This is a genomic window from Bifidobacterium adolescentis ATCC 15703, assembly GCF_000010425.1.
GTDB classification, from domain to species: domain Bacteria; phylum Actinomycetota; class Actinomycetes; order Actinomycetales; family Bifidobacteriaceae; genus Bifidobacterium; species Bifidobacterium adolescentis.
The window spans coordinates 1,324,796-1,345,667 of sequence record NC_008618.1 but is presented as its reverse complement, the minus strand read 5'-3'; the positions used below and the strand labels follow the sequence as shown (position 1 = coordinate 1,345,667).

Below are 20,872 nucleotides of genomic sequence, written 5' to 3'. Positions count from 1 at the left end.
TGCCTTCACCTTAGTTGTTATTTGAGACGGAACACACGTTCCACGATGCGGTCGTCGCCCTCGTAAGGGATGTGCTTGCCGTGGTCTTTGAACCAACGTTCGTTGCCCTTGCCGATGATGAGGATGATGTGCAGATGCTCGGGATCCTTGCGATCGCGGCTTACCGTGGTCTCCACGGCTTCGGCACGGTCGAGAATGGTCTTCACGTCAAGCTGCGGGTTGGTGACGCTGTCGTTCATGTCCGCGCAGACCTGTTCCACAGGCTCGTCGTCGGTGTCTTCGAAAGTAAGCACGAGATGGTCGATGCGGTCCTGCGCGGCGTGGACGATTTCGGCGCGACGATCGTATGCCTTGTTTCCAGCGGAGCCGGTGATGAGCGTGATTTCCGGCTTTTCGCTGCCGTAACGCTGATCGACGTAGTCAAGCAACGCGGTGACAGACGCGTAGTTATGCGCGTAATCAACAATGGCGATGGTGTTCGACCGCGTGTCCTTGAAATGCTCCATACGTCCGGCGATGCGTACCGGCTCCATCTCACGCAACGCGTCCTTGGCCTGTGCGGAACCGAAATCGAAACCGGCCGCACGGGCGATCGCGACGGCCGCCGCCGCGTTCGCATAGTTGAAATCGCCGTCCAATGTCAGGCTCAACTCGCCGATCGAGGTGCCGTCGATGACGATGGAGAAGCGGCTGTGATCGTCATTCGCCGGCGCGGCCATGACGTCTGCCATGGAATCGCCGCCAAGCGCGAACGTGGTGACGGGAACGCTGGTATGACGTGCGTCCTGCCGGATGAGGTCGGCGCGCGCGCAATCGGCACCCAATACGAGGGCACGGCAGTTCTTGACGATCTGACGCTTGCAGTGGAGATAATCCTCGAACGTCGGATGCTCGATCGGGCTGATATGGTCCGGGCTGATGTTGAGGAACGCGGCCACGTCGAATGTGAGACCGAACACGCGGTCCACCTTGTAGGCCTGCGAGGAGACCTCCATGACGAGATATTCCATGCCGTTATCAACGGCCTCGCGCATCATGCGGAACGCATCCATGGATTCCGGCGTGGTCAGATCGGATTCCACGTAGGTGTGGCCGTCAAGACAATTGTCCACGGAGGAAAACAGCGCGCACTTGCCGCCGGAACAGCCATTGAGCATCGCCTGCGTGAGATAGGCGGTGGTGGTCTTGCCTTTGGTGCCGGTGATGCCGACCACCTTCAACTGGTCCTGCGGACGACCATAGAATTCAGCCGATAGCAAAGCCATGGCCTTGCGCACGTCATCCACAATAAGGCCCGGAGCTTGCGTGGCGTCGGAGAAGTCGTTCTCCGACACATAGGCGGCAAGGCCGCGTTCGTCGATGCCCTGCAGATATTCGGCCTTGAAACGGCCCTTGCAGCACAGGAACGTGCCCGGCTCCACCTTGCGGGTGTCGTAGGTGATTGCGGAGAACGGCTCGTCGAATCCCTTGATGTCGTGCGGATCAAGCGTCCAGACATCGCCGCGGATGATTTCGCGCAGCAGTCCGTGCCTATCGAGCAGTCGGGCCGCCGATTCCAGAGTCAAAGCCATGTTTTCGTGTTCTCCCTGTGTATGAGACGCCGAGCGGATACCGAAGAGCCATTTTAGCGGCAACCATGTGCACGACGTGTGACGTCGGGGAAGTTACAATGAGGGTGTGACTGAACAAGAAATGGAATCCATGGCGGGCCGGCGCGCGCGGTTTGAGAAGCTTGCCATGCCCGTTGTGGACTCGCTGTACCGGCAGGCGATGAAACTGACCAACAATCCCGACGACGCGCAGGATCTGGTGCAGGACACCTTCGAACGTGGATTCAAGGCGTTCGACTCCTTCAAAGAAGGAACGAATTTCGCGGCTTGGATGACCACCATCGAACGCAACGCCTATTTCAACCAGTACGCCAAAGCCAAGCGACGGCCGCAACGCGCCAACGATTCCACCGGCGAATACGACGACTGGGACCTGTATTCCGCGTCCGAACATTCCTCCGAACAGCTCAAATCCGCCGAACAGGAATACTTGGACGCCTACGCGCCGGAGGAGATCATGGCCGCTTTGAACCGGCTTTCCCCGGAACGCAGGCAGGTTTTCATCGACGCCGCGATCGACGGCAAATCATACAGCCAGGTAGCTGAGGAACAAGGCGTGAAAATCGGCACTGTGATGAGCCGGCTCAACCGCGCCCGCACACAGCTGAAACGTGAGCTTGCCAATTACGCCAAGGAACGTGGCTATGCCACTGCCGGGAAGGATCGACCATGAGCGAACCAATGGAACGGCACATCTCCATTACTTCGACCACCACCAACACGAACGGTGTGGTGACGCAGGTGACGCATGCCAGCGTGCATGTCGTGGCCTCCGGGGACTGCTTCGACCCGGAGACCTGTTGCGATGAACGCGAACGTGCGCTGATCGCAGCGATGCGCGCGTACCTGCGGCCGAAACACGCGCCGCAAAGCCTGATCGACAGGCTTGAGGCGACACTCGACCACTGTTGTGACGAGTAATTGGAAGGACGTGCGGCGTTTCATGCGCCAAGTGCCACGCTGATGTGACGCGAGGCGTGCCCGCCGCATCAGCGTCTGAATATGGGAAAACCCCGCGAACCGTAATGATTCCGCGGGGTTTTCCATGCTCTGTGACGCTATTCGCGCCGGCAGGGATCAGGCGTTCGGGCGCTTGCCGTGATTGGCGGCCTTCTTACGACGATCCTTGCGCTTACGTCCGCGCATGCCCATGATTGGACTCCTTTACTTGCGATTAATAAGCCTTCGGGATTATCGCACACGAGCGAGACGTTTGCCAAATTCGGCGTCCGCTGTGTGGCCGGGACTTATTCCGATGGTGATTATATCAGTCGAGCATCCCGATGAACAGCGCCGTGCTTGACGTCTCGCCCGGCTTGATGACGATGAGGTCCTTGCCGGTGTTGAACGCGTTCGCGTATGCCGTCTGCGGTTCCACCGCCACGCCGGCCGGATGCTTGATGGCCGGGAAACCGGTGCCGGTGCACACCTGGAACGAGGTGACGGTCTCGTCGCCGCCCACACGCACCTTCTTGCCGTCCGGACGGGTGAACACCGCGGTGACGGTGCCGTCTTCGGCATGCTCCAGATCCGTCCAAGCGTCGTCGAACGGCTGCTCGGTGAGCAGCGTGTCCTTACGCAGGTCGTACTTGGTGCCGTCCACCGGCTCGGTGCCGGTCGGAATGAGGTTCTCGTTGACGGTGACATGCGTGCGCCCCGGCACGGTCAGGCTGCACTTGGCGTTGTGGGCGTCGATCTCATCGCCGTATCCGTTGAAGCCGTTGGCGAGCCACGGGTGGATGGCCAAGGCCCACGGTGCGTCCGCATCGCCGTTGTTGTAGGCGCTGATGTTCAGATGCAGGCCATCGTCGGCGAGGCTGTACGTCGCGGTCACCACGATGTCGAACGGATATCCCTCCATGTTGGGGGCGCGCCAGCTGAGGGTCACGGCATCCTCTTTAAGGGAGACAAGCTTCCAGAACGCGCGCTTGCCGTAGCCGTGGATGGCGTTGTGGCGCTCATGCTCGTCGATCGGCAGCGTGTAGGTCTTGCCTTCGAAGGTGTATTCGCCATTCTCGATGCGGTTCGGGAACGGGATGAGCAGCTGGCCGTGGCAGCAGGTCACCATGTCATCCGGACCGGGGGAGACGATGATGTCCTCGCCCTGGTAGGTCAGTTTGCGCAGCGTCGCGCCCAACTCGGTGACGACGGCATGGTAATCGCCATGCGAAATGGAAAATTGCTGTCCGGTGCGTGGCGGCAGATTGGTGCAGGTCATAAATCACTCCATAGTGTTGTCGACTGTGTTTCCGCTACTATGTTACCGCTCACGATGTGGTGGTGGATGCGTTTGTCGTGTGGAAATTCTGCGGATGAAGACGGCCGATGTCGATTGACGGCGCCCGTGCCTTAATATTGGTGATTGCTGTTGTGATGGATGGATACGATTGGAAGGCGGCTTGACATGGGCAAACGCATCGTGCTGGCGGATCCGCGCGGATTCTGCGCCGGCGTGGATAGGGCGATTCTGACGGTGCGGACGATTCTCAAATCCGCCGATACGCCACGTGCCGACGGATTGCCGCCGGTGTATGTGCGCCGCCAGATCGTGCACAACAAGCATGTCGTCGAGGATTTGGCCGCGCAGGGCGCGGTGTTCGTGCAGGAATTGGCTGAGATCCCCGATGCCGCCGCCGAAGCCGGCATCCCAATCGTATTTTCCGCCCACGGCGTGTCTCCGGCGGTCAAAGCCGAGGCCACGGCGCGCGGCATGCATGTGGTCGATGCCACCTGCCCGCTGGTAAGCAAAGTGCATCGCGAGGTGCTGCGTTTTGTCAAGGAAGGTTACGAGATCATCTACATTGGGCATAAAGGCCACGATGAGGCCGTTGGCGTGGTGGAGGAATCGCCGGAACATGTGCATTTGATCGAGCATGCGTCCGACGTCGACTCGTTGGATTTCCAACCTGACACGAAATTGGTGCTGCTTACGCAGACCACGTTGAGCGTCGATGAGACCGCTGGCACGATCACCGCGCTCAAAGCTCGTTTCCCATGGCTTGAAATGCCGCCGAACTCCGATATCTGCTATGCCACGTCGAATCGTCAGGCGGCGGTCAAGCTCGTTGCCGAGCAAGCCGATTGCGTGGTGATTGTCGGCTCCGCGAATTCCTCGAATTCCGTGCGGTTGATGGAAGTCGCTCAGGAGGGACTTAGCGCGCGGTACGCCTCAAAAACGGCTGTTGGCGCCGCTGGTCGCGCCCATCGTGTTGATGATGCTTCGGAACTTGACCCCGCATGGTTTGAAGGTGTCGAATCCGTGGGTATTTCCTCGGGTGCCTCCGTGCCGGACGAGCTGGTTTCCGGCGTGGTCGCAGCGTTGCAAGAACTTGGCTACCAGGATGTGAGCACCATCGAAACCATCAAGGAGAACATGCATTTCGTGCTTCCTGCGGAACTGCGCAAATAGCGCGAACCTTTCGCTTACGCAAGTGGGCGGTCGGAACATCGTGTTGTTCCGACCACCCACTTATGTATTGGTGTGATGTATCGGCGTGTTTTTTACCAAGTGCCGATCGGCGCCGCTACCGCGTCGAGCACCTTGAGCAGATCGTTGGGATTGACGCCGACTGAGAAACCGCGTTTGCCGCCCGACAGCAGGATTTCGTCGTATTGCAGCGCGCTTTCGTCAAGCACCGTCTTGTGGTGTGTGCGCTGGCCAAGAGGGGAGATGCCGCCGACCACGTAGCCGGATTCGCGCATGGCGACCTTCGGATCGGCCATCGCCGCCTTCTTCGCGCCGACTGCCGCGGCCAGCGCCTTCAGATCCATATGTCCGCTGACCGGCACCACGCCGACCACGCGTTCGGAGCCGGTGTCCGCCATCAGCGTCTTGAACACCTGATGCTCGTCGAAACCGAGCTTGGTGGCGGCCTCAACCCCATAACCGTCATCCATGTGATCGTTCGAATGCGCGTATTCGTAGGTTTTGAACGGAACTCCGGCTTTTTCCAACTGCACGGTGGCCGGTGTGGAACCGGCGCCCTTCTCATGCTTTTTCTTTGCCATGCCGCCCATAATAAGCCTTCCACGTGTCCGTTGCGGCGTTTCGGATACGAAAAGGGGCTTCCGCCGAAGCGAAAGCCCCTTTGTTCTGAGGTTCAGAGACGAACCGTGCGGATTACTCCGCGCCGATTCACTCGGAGATCTCGGCGAAGTACAGCAGGGTACGCACCATGTTGCAGGTGAAGCCGTACTCGTTGTCGTACCAGGAGACGGTGCGAGCCATGGTCAGGCCGTCAACGGTGTTGACATCGGTCTGGGTCGGATCGAACACGCCACCGTGGGTGTCGCCGATGATGTCGGAGGACACGATGCCATCCTCGTTGTAGCCGTAGAAGTCGGTGTCGGAGAAGGCGGCCTTGAAGGCGGCGTTGATCTCATCGGCGGTGACTTCCTTGTTCAGGACGGTGGTCAGCTCGGTGACGGAGCCATCCGGAACCTGGATGCGCTGGGCGTGGCCCTGCAGCTTGCCGTTCACGGACGGAACGACCTTGCCGATGGCCTTGGCGGCGCCAGTGGAATGAGGAATGGTGTTGATGGCGGCGGCGCGGTTGTTGCGAGCCTTCGGGAAGCGCGGGCCGTCGAGAATCATCTGGGTGCCGGTGTAGGCGTGGATGGTGGTCATGAAGCCAGCCTTGATGCCCCAGTTCTCGTCCAGCAGCTTGACCATGGCGGCCATGGAGTTGGTGGTGCAGGAGCCGGCGGACACGATCACGTCGGAAGCCTTGAGGGTCTCGTGGTTCACGCCGAACACGATGGTCGGGGTGGTCTCGTCCTTGGCCGGAGCGGAGATCAGGACCTTCTTGGCGCCAGCGTTGATGTGGGCCTGGGACTTCTCAGCGGAGGTGTAGAAGCCGGTGCACTCGAGCACGAACTCAACGCCGTCGTTCTTGACCCACGGGATGTTGTTGGCATCCTTCTCGGCGTAGACCTTGTATTCCTTGCCGTCGACCACGATGGAGTCGTCGGTGGAGGTGACCTCGACCGGGGTGCCATCGTCATGACGGAAGGTGCCGTGGGTGCTGTCGTACTTCAGCAGGTAGGCCAGCATGGACGGGGTGGTCAGATCGTTGATTGCAGCGACCTCAATGTCACCGGCCTGGCCGCCACGAGCCTGCAGCTCGAAGATACGGCGGAAAGCCAGACGACCGATACGACCAAAGCCGTTAATACCAATCTTAACTGTCATGTAATTCTCCCTTTAGGGTAGGCCACGCGTGTGCCAGGCACACTGAAGCCATTGTTTACCAACACCGTCCACTGTAGTGCGTCACCTGTACTTAGGGCAACGTTCCGAGGCGCGTGTTCCAAAATGCAGTGCGATTTTCAGTGAACGCTCACATGCATGTCCCGCATGCGTTCAACGGCCGCTTGGCTCGACCAGCGCGGAGGATACGTCCGTGTCCAATGCACCGAGATCTCCGGAGAAGCCATGCCATCGCGCCACGTGCGGCAGGGGAGCCTCGATGGGGAACGTGACGATGAGCGTGCCATGCTCCACCGTGATGCGGGACGGCCTGCCGGCAAGGAACTCGTTGCTCAGTCCGTTGACGCGCGTGCTGCTCATGTCGGCGTGGTGCAGCTCGTATTTCAATCCCGTTTCGCTTACGCCGGTCGAGATATCGCTGTGGGAGAACACGGAGACCATGCGTCCCGCAACGGCGTCGTCCGCCGGGAAATCGAGCGCGCCGTCGCAGATCGCGGTGACGATCGATCCGTCGCCGTGCAGGTAGCCGGTCGCGCCACGGTCGGCCAGTAGCGCCATAAGCTGGATATTGGAAATCGTATGGTCGATTCGTCCGCCGAGCGCGCCGTATATGTGGAACGTGCGCGCGCCGCGCAGCCAGCCGATCTTCAAAGCCGACAGCAGGTCGGGATCGTCCTTTTCCGAAGGCAATGCGATGGTGCGGTCGTTTTGCGTGGGGCGGTCGCCGGTAATCGAATCGAAGTCGCCGACCACGAAATCGGCGTCGATGCCGAAGGCGCGGGCGTGGTCGAGGCCGCCGTCCGCGGCGACGACGAAGGCGTCATCCGGAATCGCAGGGGTCTCATCGTAATAATCGCCTGCGCCGAAGATCACGCAGGTGCGGGCATCGTGGAAATCCATACCCGGTAGTGTAGCCGTGACGGACGAAAGGAAAGAATCGTCATTTTCATGGCTATGCGGCATACCTAAAATGTCTGAAACCTGTGGAGATTGTCACGCATGAATCGGTTCGGAGGCGCGGCGGCGGTTTTTCGACATGCGGATGCTGGTACACTGACACCGAGTTTGTTTTGAAGGGATTGCAGATAATGTGCGGAATTGCTGGTTTCGTCAACGATATGCCCATTGACGTGAAATGCCCGGTCCTCCAACGTATGACCGACATGATCGCGCATCGCGGGCCGGACAGCGAAGGCCATTACATCGACGAGCATGCGGCGCTCGGCCATCGAAGGCTCAGCATCATCGACCTCGGCGGCGGCCAGCAGCCCATCTACAACGAGGATGGTTCGAAGGTCATCACCTTCAACGGCGAGATCTACAACTATCAGACGCTGCGTGAGGAATTGATCGCGGCCGGACACACCTTCACCACCAAAAGCGACACCGAGGTGCTGCTGCACGGCTATGAGCAGTGGGGTGTGGATTTGCTGCAGCGCGTACGTGGCATGTTCACTTTCGTGATCTGGGACAAGAACAAGCAGGAACTGTTCGGCGCGCGCGACCATTTCGGCATCAAGCCCTTCTACTATGCGAAGATGAACGGCACGTTCATGTACGCGTCGGAGATCAAGAGCCTGTTGCGCCACCCCGATTTCGTCAAGGAGCTCAACGCCGAGGCGTTGAAGCCGTATATGACCTTCCAGTATCCGGCGATCGGTGAGACCTTCTTCAAAGGCGTCTACAAGCTGCCGGAAGGGCACTATTTCACGTACCGGGATGGCAAGATGGACATCCACCGGTATTACGACGAGGATTTCCGCGAAGGCAAGCAGAAGCTGGGCGAGCTGGTGAACTCGATCGACCAGACGGTGTGCGATTCCGTCAAGGCGCACCAGATCGCCGATGTGGAGGTCGGCTCCTTCCTGTCGAGCGGTGTCGACTCCAGCTACGTCGCCGCCGTGGCGCGTCCGCAGCACACGTATTCGATCGGTTTTGGCAAAGGCACGTACAACGAATCGCAGCAGGCCGGCGAACTGGCGGAACTGCTCAAACTGAACAACACCGCCGAGTCGTTGACCGACGAGGAGGCGTTCGCCGCGTTCCCGCGCATCCAATGGCATCTCGACGAGCCGGACTCCAATCCGAGCTGCGTGCCGCTGTACTTCCTGTCCGCATTGGCCGCCAAAGACGTGAAGGTGGTGCTGAGCGGCGAAGGCGCCGACGAGTTGTTCGCCGGATACATCGACTACGGCGTGCACACCAAATTCAAGCCCATCAAGGTGGTGACTCGCTGGCTCACGCATCTGCCAGCCGGCGCGCGCAAGGCGATCGCCCGGTTCTGCAAGGGCAAGACCTTCCCGGGCGCATGGCATCTGTACGCCAATCTTGCGCCGGCCGAGGAAAGCTTCATCGGACAGGCACGTGTGTTTGAGGAATCGCAGTCCGAACAGCTGCTCAAGCCTGAATACCGCAAGGCGCCGAGCGTGCAAAGCATCGTCGACAAGACGTATGCGCGTGTGGAAGGCAAGGGTCTGAGCGAACTGAAGAAGAAGCAGTACCTTGACATGCATCAGTGGATGCCGGGTGACATTCTGCTCAAGGCCGACAAGATGACCATGGCGCATTCGCTGGAATTGCGTGTGCCGCTGCTCGACAAGGAGCTCATGGGCGTGGCCGAGCAGGTGCCGACCAAGTACCTCATCACCGACGAGAACACGAAATACGCGTTCCGCCAGGCGGCGGGACGTCATCTGCCCAAGGAATGGTACGACCGTGAGAAGCTTGGCTTCCCGGTGCCGATCAAGAAGTGGCTGCGTGAGGAGAAGTTCTACAAGTACGTCCGTTCCGTGTTCGAACGCGATTACGTCAGCCAGTTCTTCGACCAGGACGCGCTGCTGAAGATGATCGATGACAACTATGCCGGCAAAACCGACGATCGCCGCAAGATCTGGACCGTGTACTCGTTCCTGACGTGGTACGACGTCTACTTCGTGCACGACGGCGAGAAGCCAGACGTCATCGCCATCGCCTGACGGCGGATGCCGTCCGAATGGTGACGAACACCCCGGGACCGGTGCGACACGCGCTGGTCCCGGGGTGTGGTATTATCTACAAGGCTTGAGAAATCAAGAAAGCGGGATATCCCCACCTGGAAGCCTTTCAGGGCCTCGGGTTCAGGCAGATGCCTTCCACCGGTCGTCTCGGTGAGATATGTAAGCCGCTCTTACGGGTTTACGGCGCGTTGTGATGCGTTTTGGCATGCCTTGAACAATCGAGACTTTGGAAAACTGCCAATCAAAGGATGTTCCGTTGCATGGAATATGAGGATTGGAGTCATCATCAGCGACGAACCACGCATTAACGACGAGATTCGCGTCTCCCAGGTGCGTCTGATCGGCCCGAACGGCGAGCAGGTGGGAGTCATCGCGACTTCCGTCGCACTGAACCTGGCAAAGGAAGCGAACCTCGATCTCGTCGAGGTGGCGCCCAACGCGAAGCCTCCGGTCGCCAAGCTCATCGATTACGGCAAGTACAAGTACAACGAGAAGATCAAGGCTCGTGAGGCGCGCCGCAACCAGAGCACCGCGGAAATCAAGGAAATTCGCTTCCGTCTGAAGATCGACGACCATGACTTCGAGGTCAAGAAGGGCCATGTTGTGCGCTTCCTGAACGGCGGAGACAAGGTCAAGGTCACCATTATGCTGCGCGGTCGCGAGCAGTCCCGACCGATCGGCGGCGTCGAGCTGTTGCAGCGTCTCGCCAGCGAAGTGGAGGAATACGGCACTGTCGAATTCGCTCCGAAGCAGGAAGGCCGCAACATCATCATGACGCTTGCGCCGAAGGGCAAGAAGGTCCATACCCAGTCCGAGCAGCGTCGTCGTGGCGATCAGTCCCGTGCCGAGCGCCAGGCTCGTCAGGCGGCTCGTCTGGCGGCCAAGCAGGAGGCCCAGGCAGCGGCCGCAGCCGCAGCCAAGGCAGCCGTGGCATCCGACAAACCGAAGACTTCCGAAACGAAGTAACAAACAAGGAGGGCAGCAATGCCGAAGATGAAAACTAATTCCGCCGCTTCCAAGCGCGTCCGCGTGACCGGTTCCGGCAAGCTGATGCACGCCGGCTCCGCAATGCGCCACAACCTCGAGCACAAGTCCGCTCGTAAGCGCCGTGAGCTGAAGGCCGACGGTGTTCTGGCCACTTCCCAGAGCAAGAACATGAAGAAGCTGCTCGGTCGCTGAGCATAGCGAGAGCTTAGAAACAAAGACTTAATAGAAAGCTGAGGAATCAAATATGGCACGTGTCAAGCGCGCAGTAAACGCCCACAAGAAGCGTCGCGTCGTTCTCGAGAGGGCTTCCGGCTACCGCGGCCAGCGCTCCCGCCTGTACCGTAAGGCCAAGGAGCAGCTGCTGCACTCCTTTACCTACAACTTCCGCGACCGCAAGGCTCGCAAGGGCGACTTCCGCAAGCTGTGGATCCAGCGCATCAACGCTGCCGTCCGCGCCGAAGGCATCACCTACAACCGCTTCATCCAGGGCCTGCACCTTGCCGGCATCGAGCTGGATCGTCGCGCTCTCGCCGAGCTGGCCGTCTCCGATCCGGAGGCTTTCAAGGCCATCGTCGAGCAGGCCAAGGCCGCTCTTCCGGCTGACGTGAACGCTCCGAAGGAAGCCTGAGTTTCCCCGACGGTTCACCTGTGAACTTCAGAACCCCCGATCCGGCAAACGGACGGGGGTTCTTGCGTATCGCGTTCCCCATACCGGATACTTTGAATAGACTTTCCGGAATGTTGATTTCCATCCAATGACGGCTTCCACTTGGAACGAACGTCCTTGGAATCCTCCATGCGGGCAACGCGTTCCGTACGGGAGCGTGACGGAACGGACACGACAAATGATGACGATGCAAACGGAGGACCACGATGACGGATATCGAACGCTTGATTGATCAGTTCCTCGCGTACATCGACGTGGAACGAGGACTTGCGAAAGCCACGGTGCGCGCATATGACTCGGACCTGCGCAAATACAACGGCTGGCTTGCGACGCAAGGCATTCAAGACCTTAATGCAGTGACCACGCAGGACGTGGAACGATACATCGCCTTTCTTGACGATTCCGGAGAATCCGCGCGCAGCAAGGCACGAAGACTGGCCAGCATCCATGCATTCCATCGCTTCGCACTGAACGAACATGTGGTGTCCAATGACGTTGCGGCACAGGTCAAGGCTCCCAAAGGCGCGACGACGCTGCCTGACGTGCTCACTGTGGACGAGGTGGCCAGTTTGCTGGACGCGATCCCCGTCTCGCAGAATCGGCCTCAATCCGAAGGCATGGCGGACATGCCCGATGATCCCGCGATGCTGCGCGACAAGGCGTTGCTGGAATTCATGTACGCCACCGGAGCCCGCGTGTCGGAAGCGTGCGGCGCGAATCTTGACGATGTCGACTTGGAATCGAACGTTGCGAGATTGATGGGCAAAGGCTCCAAACAACGTCTGGTGCCGGTCGGCAGTTACGCATGTGAGGCGATCGCAAGATACCTCAAAAACGGACGGCCGCAGCTCGAGTCGAAGGCGAAAGGGCCCACCGAACGACGCGCGTTGTTCCTCAACAAGCGCGGCAAACGACTGTCAAGGCAATCGGTGTGGGAGATCATCCGTGCGGCCGGGGAACGCGCGCATATCGACAAGCCCCTGCATCCGCACACATTGCGCCATTCCTTCGCCACGCATCTGATCCAAGGCGGGGCCGACGTGCGCACCGTGCAGGAACTGCTGGGTCACGCGAGCGTCACCACCACGCAGATCTACACGCATGTAAGCCCGGAGAACCTCATCGAGACATATCTGACCTCGCATCCAAGGGCAAGATAGCATGAGATGCATGTGTTGCTGCCGTTTCTGACGGCGATGATGGGCTAGCATGGAAACAGTGGAATTTTTGACACGAGGATGTTGGTAAGGTAAACGGTATGCCTACGGATTTGCTTGGACGTGATTATGAGACGTTTCCCGCACCGGAGCCGCTGCAGACGCACGGTCCGGCAAGGGTCATCGCCATGTGCAACCAGAAGGGTGGCGTCGGCAAGACCACCAGTTCCATCAATATCGGCGGCGCGCTAAGCCAATACGGCAGGCGCGTGCTGATCGTCGACTTCGATCCGCAAGGCGCCGCCACGGTGGGTCTCGGCATCAACGCCAACGCGGTGGAGGATACCGTGTACACGGCGTTGTTCAATCCGCGCATGGACGTGCACAGCGTGATTCACCACACCGATTTCGAGAATCTCGACATTATGCCGGCCAACATCGATCTGTCCGCCGCCGAAGTGCAACTGGTCACCGAAGTGGGACGTGAGCAGGTGCTTGCCGGTGTGCTGCGCCAGGTCAAGGACGAGTACGACGTGATCATCATCGACTGCCAGCCATCGTTGGGCCTGCTGACGGTGAACGCGTTGACCGCGGCCGACGGTGTGATCATTCCGGTCGCTGCCGAATTCTTCGCGCTGCGTGGCGTGGCGCTGCTCATGCAATCCATCGAGAAGGTGCAGTCGCGCATCAATCCGAGCCTTGAAGTGTATGGCGTGCTGGTCACCATGTACACCCGTACCCTGCATTGCGAGGAGGTGTTGCAGCGTATCTACGAGGCGTTCCAAGGCAAGGTGTTCCATTCCGTGATTTCGCGTTCCATCAAGCTGCCGGATTCCACGGTGGCGGCCGCGCCGATCACCATCTACGCGCCGAACCACAAGACGGCGAAGGAATACCGTGAAGTGGCCCGCGAGCTGATCGCCAACGACATCGTGGCCTGAACTTTGCAAGAGCCCCGTTGGGGGCTCTTGGTGTTTATGAGCGACTCGACACACTTATAGTCATGTTGACTATAAGTGTTAGACTCCTTTCCTGTAAGCAATTCGAAGTATTGGAAGAGGCCATCAATTGATCATGGGCAATGTCTCGGAACGGCGCAAGCAGCCTCCGCAGGTCGGCGTATCCGTGGTGATTCTGGCTTTGGGACCGGTTCCGCAGTCAGATGTGGGCGCTGGTGCCGCTTCGTCCGGCATGGGCTCCACCCTGTGGATGCCGCTGGTCAAACGCGTCCGTCAGCCTTTTTTGGGGCAATGGGCGTTGCCGGGAGGCGGTCTGAGGGCCGACCATTCATTGGAACAGTCGGCGTATGCCGCACTGGAATCGACGACGTCGCTGCATCCGAAATATCTTGAGCAGCTTTACACGTTCGGCGATCCGGCACGTTCGCATGGCGGTCTGCCGATGGTGTCCATCGTGTACTGGGCCCTGGTGGGCGAGGCCGATGGACGAATCGACTTCGCCGGAGGGGACAACGTCAAGTGGTTCCCCGTCAACCATCTTCCGGAACTTGCGTTCGACCATCGCACCATCGTCGAATACGCCATGAACCGGCTTCGCGGCAAAATCGAATCGCCTGACATCGCCACTCGATTGGTGGGCGAGCGATTCACGTTGAGCCAACTGCATGACGTGTACGAGGCGATTGCCGGACAGCGTATCGATTTGGCGAATTTCCGCCGTAAAATGCTTGCTTCCGGACTGTTGGAAGACACCGGTGAGAAACTGCGGATCGGCCGTAACAGGCCGGCGGCGGTCTACCGGTACAGCCGGAAGCCGGGAACGGATTTGTGGACCGAAGCCGGAACGGCATCCGAATCGGACGACACTCGAATTGCTTTCCAGGATGACGACGCGTTATCCGCATTGATGACGGCGTGATCGCCTGCCATCGTCGGGCTTGAACGAGCTCACGACACAATAGGAAAACAATGATAAAGGGGTGTTGATGTCCGCATCGCAACAAACTGTTGGGGGAGAGGTCTCGCTGACTCGCAACGAGCGTCTTGACCGACTGCCGTTCAACAAGGCGCACAGGAAGCTGTTGGTGGCTTCGGGTATTGGATGGGCGTTCGACGCGATGGACGTTGGTCTGGTGTCGTTCGTCGTGGCCGCCATCGCGGCCGACCCGCATTTCAATCTGACGCCGACCGAGAAAAGCTGGGTGCTGTCCATCGGTTTCGTCGGAATGGCGATCGGCGCCGCGCTTGGCGGCTTCGTGGCCGACCGCGTTGGCCGCAAGACGGTCTTCTCCGCGACGCTGGTGATTTTCGGTCTGGCCAATGGCGGTATGGCGTTGTCATGGTCGCTGGCGGCTCTGCTGATCGCTCGACTGGTCATCGGCCTCGGCCTGGGCGCCGAGCTGCCGGTCGCCTCCACATTGGTCTCGGAATTCTCTCCGACCAAACAACGCGGCCGTATGACGGTGCTGCTGGAATCCTTCTGGGCAATCGGCTGGATCATCGCCGCCTGCATCGGCTATTTCGTCATTCCTAACACCGGCGATTGGGGATGGCGCTGGGCGCTGCTCATCGGAGCATTGCCGCTGCTGTACGCCATCGTGACGCGCATTCATATCCCTGAGTCCGTGCGATTCCTCGAATCCAAGGGACGTGAGGATGAGGCCGAGCAGGCCGTGCGCTACTTCGAACAGGCCGGAGGCGTCGAACCGGTCGCATCCCCGAAGGGCGAGCCGCTGCCGAAGATCAAAACCCGCGAGCTGTTCGGCAAGAAGTATCTTGCGCGCACCGCAGCCATCTGGGCCACATGGTTCTTCGTGAACTTCTCCTACTACGGCGCGTTCACGTGGATGCCGTCTCTGCTGGCCGACCAGTTCGGCTCGCTGACCAAGTCGTTCGGCTACACGCTCGCCATCGCCATCGCACAGCTGCCCGGCTACTTCCTCGCGGCATGGCTGGTGGAGATCTGGGGCCGCAGGAAGACCCTGAGCGTGTTCCTCGCCGTGTCCGCCGTGGCCGCGTTCGCCTTCTCCCAAGCCGGTTCCGTGGCCGCTGTGCTGGGCTTCGGCATGCTGCTGTCCGCGTCCAACCTTGGCGCTTGGGGCGTGTTGTACGCGGTGACTCCGGAAATCTATCCGACGCGTCTGCGCGGCGCCGCCTCCGGTGCAGCCGCGGCTTGCGGTCGTGTGGCCGCGATCATCGCGCCGCTGCTGATGCCATGGTTCCTGACCTTGTCCGGTGGCAACAAGGCCGTGGCATTCATCGTTTTCGCCGTGGCGTTCATTCTCGCCTGCGTGGCGGCCCTGTGCCTGCCTGAACGCACTGGCAAGGAGCTTGAGGATTAAGGTCCGCGCGTCTCTTCGCGCGATTGACGGCGGGCCTGTCGGCATGATCTGACAGGTCCGCCGTTTTCCATGTGTCGTAATGCTTCGCTAGAATTGGCTCGGTTTGTGTGTAAGTACGGATTTTTAAGTACCGATAGCATGTACGTACCGAACGTTTACGTAAGAGAACAGCAACACTAAGAGAGGTTTCGATGGCGGTTCGCGGCGATATCCGAAATGTAGCGATTGTGGCACACGTCGATCACGGTAAGACCACCCTGGTCAACGCGATGCTGGCCCAGTCCCACGTGTTCAACGAGCGTGAGGAAGTCCCGGACCGTGTGATGGATTCCAACGATCTGGAACGCGAGAAGGGCATCACCATCCTCGCCAAGAACACCGCGGTGCAGTACACCGGCCCGCTGGCCGCCAAGTACGGCCATCCGGAAGGCATCACCCTCAACATCATCGATACCCCTGGCCACGCCGATTTCGGTGGCGAGGTGGAGCGCGGCATCTCCATGGTCGATGGCGTCGTGCTGCTCGTCGACGCTTCCGAAGGCCCGCTGCCGCAGACCCGTTTCGTGCTGCGCAAGGCCCTCGAAGCCAAGCTTCCGGTCATCCTGTGCGTGAACAAGACCGATCGTCCGGACGCCCGAATCTCCGAAGTCGTCGGTGAATCCTCCGACCTGCTGCTCGGCCTGGCCCAGGACGTCATCGAGGAAGGCATCGACCTCGATGAGGATTCCCTCTTCGACCTTCCGGTCATCTACTGCGCCGCCAAGGCCGGTTACGCTTCCGAAAACCAGCCGGAAAACGGCGGTCTGCCGGACAACGACAACCTCGAGCCGCTGTTCGAGGCCATCATCAAGAACATTCCGGCTCCGGAATACGAGGAGGGCGCTCCGCTGCAGGCCCACGTCGCCAACATCGATTCCTCCGACTTCCTCGGCCGACTCGGTCTGGTCCGTATCTACAACGGCACCCTTGAGAAGGGCAAGACCTACGGCCTGTCCCGTGTGGACGGCTCCATCGAGAACTTCCGCGTGTCCGAGCTGCTGCGTACGCAGGGCCTGGAGCGCACCCCGGTCGAATCCGCAGGTCCTGGCGACATCGTCGCCGTCGCCGGCGTGAACGACATCATGATCGGCGAGACCATCGTCGACCCGGACGATCCGCGTCCGCTGCCGCTCATCCACGTTGACGACCCGGCCATCTCCATGACCTTCGGCATCAACGATTCCCCGCTTGCCGGCACCGAAGGCAAGGACCACAAGCTCACCGCCCGCATGATCAAGGACCGCCTCGACCGCGAGCTCATCGGCAACGTGTCCATCAAGGTGCTGCCGACCGACCGTCCGGATGCCTGGGAAGTGCAGGGCCGTGGCGAACTCGCACTGGCCGTGCTTGCCGAGCAGATGCGCCGTGAAGGCTTCGAACTGACCGTCGGCCGTCCGCAGGTGGTCACCAAGACCATCGACGGCGTGGTCAACGAGCCGATGGAAAACACCACCATCGACGTGCCGGAAGAGTACATGGGCGCCGTCACCCAGCTGCTCGCCGACCGCAAGGGCCGCATGGACAACATGACCAACCACGGCACCGGCTGGGTCCGTCTGCAGTTCACTGTGCCGTCCCGTGGTCTGATCGGCTTCCGCACCGCGCTGCTGTCCGCCACCCGCGGCACCGGCATCGCCTCCTCCATCTCCGCTGGCTACGCTCCGTGGGCCGGCCAGATCGTGACCCGCCAGAACGGCTCCATGGTCTGCGACCGTCAGGGCGTCGCCACCCCATACGCCATGCAGCGTCTGCAGGCACGCGGCAACTTCTTCGTCGAGCCGCAGTCCCCGGTGTACGAGGGCCAGGTCGTCGGCATCAACAACAAGCCGGACGAGCTGGATGTGAACATCACGCTGGCCAAGCACATGACCAACATGCGTTCCGCCACCGCGGACGTGCTGGAAACCCTGACCCCGCCGATCAAGATGAGCCTCGAAGAGTCCCTGGACTTCGCCAACGAGGACGAGTGCGTGGAAGTCACTCCGGAGTCCATCCGCGTGCGCAAGATCATTCTGAGCCGTGAGGATTGGTACAAGTGGCGCGCCAAGCAGCGTCGCCAGAACAACGCTCAGAATAACAAGTGATTCTTCGCATTGTTTTGGCGCTTCGCGGGAACGGTAGTGTGTTCCGCTAGTGAGCTAAACGCTTAAGAAAGGCAAGAGATGTCGGCGGTTTTCCGCGTATCTCTTGCCTTTCTTGCTGTTTTGTAAGGAACGTAGGGCATAGTGGAGGACATGACGCAACGCACGCAGGAAACACAGCCGGAACCGCAATCGCAATCACAGGACGGCATCGACCGCAGGCTGCTGCCGTGGTCGCATCGTCTACCGGTATGGGCGCGGTTTTTGGTTGACCTGCTCGCCGGTGCCGTCGTCGGCGTGATCGGCACGATGGCGCACCGCATGGGCGCGTCGGCGAATATTCCCTACGGTCTTGTGATCGCATATGCTCTGGTCATCATCTCGACATGGTCGGCGCGTTCACGTGATGGCGTGTCGGGCCTCGCATTGCATCTGATCAGTTCATCACTGGTGGTCTGGACCGTCATGGCCGGTTACGGTCCGGGCGGGGACGCCATGATTCCCGTCGGATTCGGCGAGACGGCGACGTTGCCGTATTTCAGCAACAACGCCGGCTATTTCTGGCTATACGGCGTGGTGCTGATTCCATTGATCATGCTGGCGCTGCCCAAGAGCTGGTTCACGATGCCGCCGCGCACTGAGGATGACTCCACGGAATATGACCAGAACGAATCGTCTGAACCGGACCATGACACCGCCCAACCGGTGGACTAGACCCCTCCACAGCCTCGCGAATGCGCTAAGGTGCTTAGGATGACCCGCAACAAGGAGGCACAGGCGGCAATGAGCGCACGCAAGCTGTTCTATCTGGGGCCACAAGGCACCTTCACCCATCAGGCGGCCGTCAATGCCGCCCAAGAGTTGGCACGGTTCGAACCGCAAGGCTTCGACCTGATGCCCATGGACGATGTGCCGCAGATTCTCGACGCCGCACAGCACGGCGACGGCTGGGGAATCGTGGCCTGGGAGAACAACGTCGAAGGGTACGTGGTGCCCAACCTCGACGCGCTGATCGACGCGAAGGACCTTGTCGGATTCGCACGCGTCGGTGTGAACGTCGAATTCGACGCATACGTGGCGCAAGGAGCCGATCCAGCCGAAGCGCGCATCGCCACAGCCCATCCGCACGGTCTCGCGCAATGCAAACGATTCATCGCCGAACATCGGCTCTCCACACAGCCGGCCACATCCAACGCGGCGGCCTGCCGGGACCTTATCCCAGGTGAAATCGCCTTCGGTCCCGCCATCTGCGGCGAACTGTACGACATCACCCGCATCGGCACCGCCATCCAGGACTACCAAGGAGCCGCCACCGACTTCCTCGTGCTCTCGCCACGCGCCGAAGTCGCACGGCTGCTCGCCAAACCACGCGCCGAAGCTAACGTCGAATACGAATCGGTATTGACGCTCATCCCGCTCGTCACCGGCCCAGGCGTGCTCGCCAACCTGCTCGACGTGTTCCGTGACGCGGGACTGAACATGACCAGCTTCATCTCACGGCCCATCAAAGGACGCACCGGCACATACAGCTTCATCGTCACCCTCGACGCCGCCCCTTGGGAGGAACGTTTCCGCGACGCGCTTGTGGAAATCGCAGAACATGGCGACTGGGCCAAAACACTCGCCGTCTACCCGCGGAGGGAACACCCCAACCCGCCCGTCACCTCATGGATGCTGCCGCAAGGCGGCGTACGACTCGACGACAGCCACCTGCCGGACGATTGGCAGAACGACGAAACCGTCAGAAGGGAGCTGATGTGGTGAAGCCACGCATCGCAATCGTAGGACTCGGCCTCATCGGAGGATCACTGGCACGCCGACTCGTCAACGCCGGCTGCGAAGTGACCGCATGGAACCACAACGACCGCCCCTACGCCACCGCCGAAGCCGACGGCATCATCTGCAAACCCACCTTGGCGGCACTCGCCGAAACCAAACCGAACGTGCTCGTACTGTGCAACCCGCTCAAGGCCATGCCCGAAATCCTCGGCGCATTGAAACCATTGATCGACACGGAAACAACCACGCTCACCGACGTGGGCAGCGTCAAAGGCATGGTCCGCGACCAAGTCAAAGCCATTGGTCTTGACGGCTGCTACGTCGGAGCACACCCGATGGCCGGCAACGAACTGTCCGGCTGGGAGGCATCCGACCCGACACTCTATGACGACGCGCTCTGGGCCATCACCGTCGACGAACACACCGAATACCGCCGGTTCCGCGCCGTGGCCGACATGATCGTGAACCGTTGCGGCAACCGGCTCATCGTACTTGACGACGCCACCCATGACCGTTGCGCCGCGCTCATCTCACATATGCCTCACGTCATCGCCACCGCCATGATCAACGAGCTGGTGGCCAACCCGAACCGCAACATCGCGGCCGCGCTCGCAGCCGGGTCCTGGCGTGACATGACGCGCGTGGCGCTGACCGATCCGAACCGCACACGTGCCATGGTGGAGGAGGACGCGGCCAACGTGGAGACCTTGCTACGCAACATGGCCAACCGATTGACGTTGGTGGCCAACGTGCTGCATGACATGGCCGATACCGGCGTGCGCCCTACGGAAGGCGACGTGAAGCAAATGGACCGTTTCTTCGCCCAAGGCCAACCGTTCCGCGACTACAAGGCCGCCAGCAGGCAGCCGGAGTACGCCGAACATTGCGCGACGGTCGAACTGTCGATTCCCGAAAACGATTGGCAGCGCACGCTGCTGGAATCCGCCCGCAGAGGCGAGCATATCGTGCGATTCGACGGCGAGCGTACCGCGATCGCGCAGGCGCGTTCCGTGGTCTGACGACTGACGCCATCGCTATGCAAAAGC

The 20,872-nt window shown here is 60.4% G+C and carries 21 protein-coding genes; 15 read left to right on the top strand and 6 right to left on the bottom strand.

Translation table 11 applies throughout. The features are described 5' to 3' along the window. Positions 1–17: 17 nt before the first annotated feature. The gene (locus BAD_RS05765; protein ID WP_011743431.1) at positions 18–1,571 is read right to left on the bottom strand and encodes a UDP-N-acetylmuramoyl-L-alanyl-D-glutamate--2,6-diaminopimelate ligase; all 1,554 of its coding nucleotides are present in this window, start codon (positions 1,569–1,571) and stop codon (positions 18–20) included. 121 nt (positions 1,572–1,692) lie between these two features. On the opposite strand from BAD_RS05765, the gene BAD_RS05760 reads away from it, so the two are divergent. Then, positions 1,693–2,283 (top strand): sigma-70 family RNA polymerase sigma factor, encoded by a 591-nt coding sequence (locus tag BAD_RS05760; RefSeq protein ID WP_011743430.1) that lies wholly within the window; start codon positions 1,693–1,695, stop codon positions 2,281–2,283. Then, complete coding sequence (locus tag BAD_RS05755; protein ID WP_003810716.1) at positions 2,280–2,531, top strand: hypothetical protein; 252 nt, start codon at positions 2,280–2,282, stop codon at positions 2,529–2,531. The genes BAD_RS05760 and BAD_RS05755 overlap by 4 nt, the downstream gene beginning before the upstream one ends. 156 nt (positions 2,532–2,687) lie before the next feature. On the opposite strand, the gene BAD_RS09445 is transcribed toward BAD_RS05755, so the two are convergent. After that, on the bottom strand, positions 2,688–2,762 hold the full coding sequence (locus BAD_RS09445) for a 50S ribosomal protein bL37 (protein ID WP_003817083.1): 75 nt from the start codon (positions 2,760–2,762) through the stop codon (positions 2,688–2,690). Positions 2,763–2,877: 115 nt separating this feature from the next. Next, positions 2,878–3,828, bottom strand: coding sequence for an aldose 1-epimerase family protein (locus tag BAD_RS05750; protein WP_003810714.1), 951 nt, complete (start codon positions 3,826–3,828; stop codon positions 2,878–2,880). 186 nt (positions 3,829–4,014) lie between these two features. Here BAD_RS05750 and BAD_RS05745 point away from each other — a divergent pair, with 186 nt between their 5' ends. Continuing rightward, positions 4,015–5,019, top strand: a complete 1,005-nt coding sequence (locus BAD_RS05745; RefSeq protein WP_041777356.1) for a 4-hydroxy-3-methylbut-2-enyl diphosphate reductase — start codon at positions 4,015–4,017, stop codon at positions 5,017–5,019. A gap of 92 nt (positions 5,020–5,111) precedes the next feature. Here BAD_RS05745 and ybaK read toward each other — a convergent pair whose 3' ends face one another. From ybaK to BAD_RS05730, 3 genes are all read right to left on the bottom strand, one after another. Then, on the bottom strand, positions 5,112–5,618 hold the full coding sequence (ybaK, locus tag BAD_RS05740) for a Cys-tRNA(Pro) deacylase (protein ID WP_033499760.1): 507 nt from the start codon (positions 5,616–5,618) through the stop codon (positions 5,112–5,114). 127 nt (positions 5,619–5,745) lie between these two features. Next, entirely contained in the window at positions 5,746–6,801 is a 1,056-nt protein-coding gene (gene gap, locus BAD_RS05735) for a type I glyceraldehyde-3-phosphate dehydrogenase (protein WP_003810708.1), read from the bottom strand. Between the two features lie 171 nt (positions 6,802–6,972). After that, complete coding sequence (locus BAD_RS05730) at positions 6,973–7,719, bottom strand: thiamine diphosphokinase (RefSeq protein WP_011743428.1); 747 nt, start codon at positions 7,717–7,719, stop codon at positions 6,973–6,975. A 188-nt stretch (positions 7,720–7,907) separates the two neighbouring features. Between BAD_RS05730 and asnB the strand changes: the two genes are divergently transcribed. The 12 genes from asnB (at position 7,908) to BAD_RS05670 (ending at position 20,845) form a co-directional block, all read left to right on the top strand. Beyond that, positions 7,908–9,794, top strand: coding sequence for an asparagine synthase (glutamine-hydrolyzing) (gene asnB, locus BAD_RS05725; RefSeq protein WP_011743427.1), 1,887 nt, complete (start codon positions 7,908–7,910; stop codon positions 9,792–9,794). A 288-nt stretch (positions 9,795–10,082) separates the two neighbouring features. Further along, positions 10,083–10,781, top strand: a complete 699-nt coding sequence (infC, locus tag BAD_RS05720) for a translation initiation factor IF-3 (protein WP_035010673.1) — start codon at positions 10,083–10,085, stop codon at positions 10,779–10,781. 18 nt (positions 10,782–10,799) lie between these two features. Continuing rightward, the gene (gene rpmI, locus BAD_RS05715; RefSeq protein WP_003810699.1) at positions 10,800–10,994 is read left to right on the top strand and encodes a 50S ribosomal protein L35; all 195 of its coding nucleotides are present in this window, start codon (positions 10,800–10,802) and stop codon (positions 10,992–10,994) included. A gap of 52 nt (positions 10,995–11,046) precedes the next feature. Continuing rightward, positions 11,047–11,430 (top strand): 50S ribosomal protein L20, encoded by a 384-nt coding sequence (rplT, locus tag BAD_RS05710; protein ID WP_003810697.1) that lies wholly within the window; start codon positions 11,047–11,049, stop codon positions 11,428–11,430. A 245-nt stretch (positions 11,431–11,675) separates the two neighbouring features. Further along, positions 11,676–12,629 (top strand): site-specific tyrosine recombinase XerD, encoded by a 954-nt coding sequence (gene xerD / locus BAD_RS05705; RefSeq protein WP_003810696.1) that lies wholly within the window; start codon positions 11,676–11,678, stop codon positions 12,627–12,629. A 98-nt stretch (positions 12,630–12,727) separates the two neighbouring features. Then, positions 12,728–13,567, top strand: coding sequence for a ParA family protein (locus BAD_RS05700; RefSeq protein WP_011743425.1), 840 nt, complete (start codon positions 12,728–12,730; stop codon positions 13,565–13,567). A 127-nt stretch (positions 13,568–13,694) separates the two neighbouring features. Continuing rightward, entirely contained in the window at positions 13,695–14,504 is an 810-nt protein-coding gene (locus tag BAD_RS05695) for an NUDIX hydrolase (protein ID WP_138296735.1), read from the top strand. A gap of 67 nt (positions 14,505–14,571) precedes the next feature. Further along, positions 14,572–15,927, top strand: coding sequence for an MFS transporter (locus BAD_RS05690; RefSeq protein WP_011743423.1), 1,356 nt, complete (start codon positions 14,572–14,574; stop codon positions 15,925–15,927). A 191-nt stretch (positions 15,928–16,118) separates the two neighbouring features. Beyond that, positions 16,119–18,050, top strand: a complete 1,932-nt coding sequence (gene typA / locus BAD_RS05685; RefSeq protein WP_003810688.1) for a translational GTPase TypA — start codon at positions 16,119–16,121, stop codon at positions 18,048–18,050. 150 nt (positions 18,051–18,200) lie between these two features. Further along, complete coding sequence (locus tag BAD_RS05680) at positions 18,201–18,761, top strand: hypothetical protein (protein ID WP_011743422.1); 561 nt, start codon at positions 18,201–18,203, stop codon at positions 18,759–18,761. 69 nt (positions 18,762–18,830) lie between these two features. Next, complete coding sequence (locus BAD_RS05675; protein WP_011743421.1) at positions 18,831–19,811, top strand: prephenate dehydratase domain-containing protein; 981 nt, start codon at positions 18,831–18,833, stop codon at positions 19,809–19,811. Then, entirely contained in the window at positions 19,715–20,845 is a 1,131-nt protein-coding gene (locus tag BAD_RS05670) for a prephenate dehydrogenase (protein WP_080505094.1), read from the top strand. The genes BAD_RS05675 and BAD_RS05670 overlap by 97 nt, the downstream gene beginning before the upstream one ends. The last annotated feature ends 27 nt before the right edge of the window (positions 20,846–20,872 follow it).